This window comes from Thermoanaerobaculia bacterium, from assembly GCA_018057705.1.
Classification (GTDB): Bacteria; Acidobacteriota; Thermoanaerobaculia; order Multivoradales; family JAGPDF01; genus JAGPDF01.
In genome coordinates this window covers 1-5042 of record JAGPDF010000152.1, presented here as the reverse complement: position 1 = coordinate 5042, position 5042 = coordinate 1, and the positions used below count along the sequence as shown (strand labels likewise).

General features: G+C 68.5%; 5 protein-coding genes. All 5 read left to right on the top strand.

Annotated elements, in window-relative coordinates:
* A partial coding sequence (gene alr, locus KBI44_21395) for an alanine racemase (protein MBP9147041.1) occupies positions 1-880 on the top strand: 880 nt, incomplete at its 5' end.
* A gap of 38 nt (positions 881-918) precedes the next feature.
* Positions 919-1635, top strand: coding sequence for an ABC transporter permease (locus KBI44_21390; protein MBP9147040.1), 717 nt, complete (start codon positions 919-921; stop codon positions 1633-1635).
* Between the two features lie 50 nt (positions 1636-1685).
* Positions 1686-2474: an ABC transporter ATP-binding protein gene (locus KBI44_21385; protein ID MBP9147039.1), complete on the top strand. Its 789-nt coding sequence runs from the start codon at positions 1686-1688 to the stop codon at positions 2472-2474.
* A gap of 15 nt (positions 2475-2489) precedes the next feature.
* The gene (locus KBI44_21380) at positions 2490-4001 is read left to right on the top strand and encodes an MCE family protein (GenBank protein MBP9147038.1); all 1512 of its coding nucleotides are present in this window, start codon (positions 2490-2492) and stop codon (positions 3999-4001) included.
* Between the two features lie 2 nt (positions 4002-4003).
* The coding region (radA, locus tag KBI44_21375; GenBank protein MBP9147037.1) for a DNA repair protein RadA at positions 4004-5042 on the top strand (1039 nt) is incomplete at its 3' end.

Genomic DNA, 5042 nt, shown 5'->3' with positions numbered 1-5042 from the left:
TCACCGCCTGACTCCAGTCATTTCCAGTCTCGAGAGCCTCCAGGCTCTCAAAGCCTTCAGTAAAGGGTGTGGGTGGGTAGCGCCACTGCACCTCAAGTTCGACACCGGGATGACGCGCCTCGGTATCGACACGCGAGAGGCCTCTTCCTTGTTCGAGCTTCTTCGTTCCTCTCCGGAGTTGCGGATGGAGGGGGTGCTCTCGCACCTCGCGGAGGCGGAAACGCCCGACTCGGAGTCGAATCGAATGCAGGAGGGACGCTTCAAGGAGCTCCTTTCCTCTCTTACCGAGAATGAGCGGGCCGCGACGACGGTCCATCTGGCCAACAGTGCGGGCGCTCTTCATTTGCCCGCCGCCCGGTACGACTGGGTGCGGTTGGGGATCGCGCTCTACGGCTACGACTCTGCGGGGCGGCTGTCGGCGGATCTCGAGCCGGTGCTCTCGGTCGAGGCCGAGCTCGTCCAGGTCAAAGAGGTTCCGGCGGGGACCCGGGTCGGCTACGGCGGCCGCTTCACGGCGGAGCGGGCGAGCCGGATCGGGATCGTGCCGGTGGGCTATGCCGACGGCTACTCCTGGCGGCTGGGCAATCGCGCCGAAGTGCTCGTCTCCGGCCGGCGCGTGCCGGTCGTCGGCTCGGTGAGCATGGACCTTCTGGCGGTGGACGTCACCGGTGTCGATGCCGGCGTCGGCGCGCGCGTCACACTTCTCGGGCGTCAGGGCGCCGAAGCGATCTCGGCGGTCGAGCTCGCGGCGGAGGTCGGAACCGTTCCGTACCAGCTGCTCTGTCTTTTCGGGCTGCGCCTGCCGCGACGGTTCGTGGAAGACACCGCGGCAGTGCCGGTGGCGAAGGCGACGGCGCTGCCGGCGAGGTCGATGTCGTGAAGAGCGGGGCCGTTCCGCTCGAGGGCTACTTCACCGAGATGGGGAGGTTCTTCCAGATCCTCTGGCGAACCCTCACCTGGACCTTCCGCCCGCCCTACGACGGGAAGGAGCTGGTGCGTCAGATGGTCCGCATCGGTGTCGACTCCCTGCCGGTCGTTCTCCTGACGGCGCTCTTCACCGGCATGGTGATGGCGCTGCAGACCTTCTCGACTTTGAAGCGCTTCAACGCCGAGGGCTACGTCGGCTCACTGGTGGCGATCTCGATGGTGCGCGAGCTCGCGCCGGTGATCTCGTCGCTGCTCATCGCCGGGCGCTGCGGCTCGGCGATGGGAGCGGAGCTCGGCACGATGCGGGTCACCGAGCAGATCGATGCGCTCGAGGTGCTGGCCACCGATCCGGTGCACTTCCTGGTCGTGCCGCGGGTCTGGGCGACGGTGCTCATGCTGCCGCTGCTGATCATCGCCGCCGACGTGATCGGCATCGCCGGCGGCTACCTGGTCTCGGTGGTCTACTTCGGCGCCAATCCGGTGACCTACATGGAGAACACGTTCGTCTTCATGGACTCTGCCGATGTCCGCTCCGGGCTGATCAAGGCGGCCTTCTTCGGGCTGATCATCGCCGTCGTCGGCTGCCAGAAGGGCTACTTCACGCGCGGCGGAGCCGAGGGCGTCGGGCGGGCGACGACCCGCGCCGTCGTCCTCGCCTCGATCGCCATCCTGATCTCGGATTTCTTCCTCACGAAGATCCTGTTTTGAGCCTGGACGCGTCGAATGCCGACCTCGTTACCCGGGATCCGGACCTGATCATGGCGACCCAGGGCGGGCTGCCGCCGGTCAAGATCGATCTCCAGAGAATCTCGAAGGCGTTCGGGGAGAAGACGGTCCTCGACGGCCTCGACATCGCCATCTACGAGGGCGAGTCGGTAGTCATTCTCGGCGGCTCGGGGAGCGGCAAGAGCGTGCTCCTCAAACACATGATCGGTCTGCTGCGTCCGGACTCGGGGCGGGTGGTCGTCGACGGTGTCGACATCGAAACGCTCGGCGAGCGCGAGATCACCGGCTTCCGGCGGCGCTTCGGCATGTCGTTCCAGGAGGGCGCGCTCTTCGACTCCATGACGGTCTTCGAGAACGTCGCTTTCGCGCTGCGCCGGGCGAAGCGCCCCAAGGACGAGATCGCCGCGCGGGTCGCCGAATGCCTCGAGATGGTCCACCTGGAGGGGGCAGAAGCCAAGATGCCGGCCGAGCTCTCGGGCGGCATGCGGCGACGCGTCGGCTTCGCGAGGGCCATCGCCCTCGAGCCGAAGATTCTCCTCTTCGACGAGCCGACGACCGGCCTCGACCCCGTGATGAAGGCGGTGATCGATGAGCTCATCCTGGAGCTCCAGCAGAAGCTCGGCTCGACCGCGGTCTCGATCACCCACGACATGGACAGCGCCTTCCGGATCGCCGAGCGGATCGCGATGCTCCACCGGGGGAAGATCATCGCCTACGCGCCGCCCGCCGAGTTCCGGGCCTCGCCCGATCCGCGGGTGCAGCAGTTCATTCAAGGACTGGCCACCGGGCCGCTGACCGATGAGATCGTGGACCGGGCCTGACCCGAGGAGCACGCGATGACGAACACGTCGCAGGTCGTCAAAGTCGGAATCTTCATGACCGCCTGCCTGGTGCTCCTGGGCTGGCTGATCCTGCGCGTCGAAGACTGGCGGCTGTGGGGACCCAAGGGCACCCGCGTCGATGCCGTCTTCGACTCGATCGTCGGCCTGGACGACAAGGCCGCCGTGCGCCTCGCCGGCGTCCGGGTCGGTCGGGTGGACGGGATCCGGCTCGAGGGCCGGAGGGCGCGCGTCTCGCTGCTCCTCGACCAGCCGATCGCTTTCGTCGAAGGGAGCTATGCCGTGATCGCCAATCAGGGGCTGCTCGGCGACAAGTTCATCGAGCTGCGGCTGGGGGCCGAGGGCGCTGCGCTCCTGCCCGCGGACGCTGTCCTGCCCGGCAAGACCCCGGTCTCCTTCGACGACGCCATGGCGAAGATCGACGGCATCGCCGACTCGATCCAGGGGTTTTTCGGCGGGGGCGCCGGCGCCGGCGGGCCCGGGGGAGCGGGCGGCACCGGCGGCGCCGGTGGCGGGATCTCGGTGCTCATCGAGAGCGTCCGGGCGACATCGGACGAGCTGCGCGCGCTGATCGCCGAGAACCGGGCCAATGTCTCCGGCACGATGGCGAACTTCGAGCGCTTCAGCGAGACGCTGGCCCGCGAGCTGCCGCGCATCACCGAGCAGATCGCCCACGTTCTCGCGCAGATGGAGGGCGTCCTGGCGGAGAACCGGGGGACGCTCAAGGACTCGATGGCCAACATCAAGGACCTCACCGAGCGGGTGCAGACCTCGGTCGACAACCTGAACGTGATCACCACCAAGATCGCCAGCGGCGAGGGCACGATCGGCAAGCTGGTCGCGAGTCCGGAGGCGCACGATCAGCTGATGAGCGCCCTGGGGAGCGTCGAGGAGGGGGTCTCCGCGCTCGGCGATACGCTCGGCCGGGTGAACGACCTCGAGCTTCATCTCGGCCTCGACGGCGCCTATCTCTCGGAGCTCGAGGACTGGCGCTCGGCGTTCCGCATCGACGTGATGCCGCACGGCGAGGAGAGCCCGCGCTTCTACCGCGTCGAGCTGGTCACCGATCCGCGCGGCCGGATCTACGAAAAACGCGAGATCGTCACCGTCACGCTGCCCGACGGCTCGACGGCGACGACGACCACCGACCGCTTGACCTCCGACACGGAGCGCGCCAACTGGTCGGCGCTCTTCGGTTTCCCGTTCGCCGAGCGCCGCGGCTCCCTGTGGGCCGGCGTCATCGAGAACTCGGCCGGCGTCCAGGTCGACTATTCGTTCTTCGAGAAGCGGGCGGCGCTCTCGTTCGAGGCCTTCGACTTCGGCCGCGAACGCGATCTCGATCCCCACCTGCGGCTCACCGGGCAGTGGAATTTCCTGCGCAATCTCTACGTCAAGGCCGGCTACGACGATCCTCTGGTCGAGGAGTTCCGCTCGCCGTTCGTCGGTGTGGGCATCCGCTGGAGCGACGACGATCTCAAGTACCTCATGGGATCGGTCCCCGGGTTCTGACGGTGGCGGCCCAGCGCACCCTGTACGCCTGCCAGAGCTGCGGCTACCAGTCGACGAAATGGCTGGGGCGCTGCCCGGAGTGCGGCACCTGGTCGTCGTTCGTGGAGGAGCTGCGCGAGGCGCCGAAGCGCGGCACGAAGGCCGGGGAGCGCCCCGGGAGCGTGCCCGTCGCGCTCTCCGAGATCGATCAGGAGCAGGTGCTGCGCACGCCCTCCGGCATGCCGGCGCTCGACAGGGTGCTCGGCGGCGGCGTGGTCGCGGGCGGCGCGGTGCTGCTCGCCGGCGAGCCCGGGATCGGCAAGTCGACGCTCCTGCTGCAGCTCGCGGCGCGGCTCGCCGGACTCGAGCGCAAGGTCCTCTACGCCAGCGCCGAGGAGTCGCCGCGCCAGCTCCGGCTGCGCGCCGAGCGTCTGGGTTGCGCGTCGAGCGCCGTGTTGGTGGTGGGGGAGACGCGCCTCGAGACGGTCCTCGACGCGGCGCGGGAGGCCGCACCGGCGGCGCTCCTCGTCGACTCGATCCAGGCGATCGCCAGCGACGATCTCGAGAGCCCGCCAGGCTCGATCGGCCAGGTCCGCCACTGCGCCAACCGGCTGGTCGATTTCGCCAAGCGCTCGGAGTCGACGCTCTTCCTCGTCGGGCACGTGACCAAGGAGGGGACGATCGCCGGACCGAAGTCGCTCGAGCATCTGGTGGACACGGTGCTCAACTTCGAAGGCGAGCGCGAATCGGACTACCGGATCCTGCGCGCCACGAAGAACCGCTTCGGCCCGACCGGCGAGATCGCCATGTTCGAGATGCGCGAGTCTGGACTCGAACCGGTGCTCGACCCGTCGCAGGTCCTGCTGGCGCGGCGCCGGCGCGGCGCGCCGGGCTCGGCAGTCCTGCCGACGCTCTCCGGTGCCCGGCCGCTCCTCGTCGAGACCCAGGCGCTGGTGAATCCGACCAACTTCCCGTCACCCCGGAGAATGAGCGTCGGCCTCGACGGCAACCGCGTCATCCTGCTGGTCGCGGTGCTCGAGCGCTTCGCGAAGCTCGGCCTCG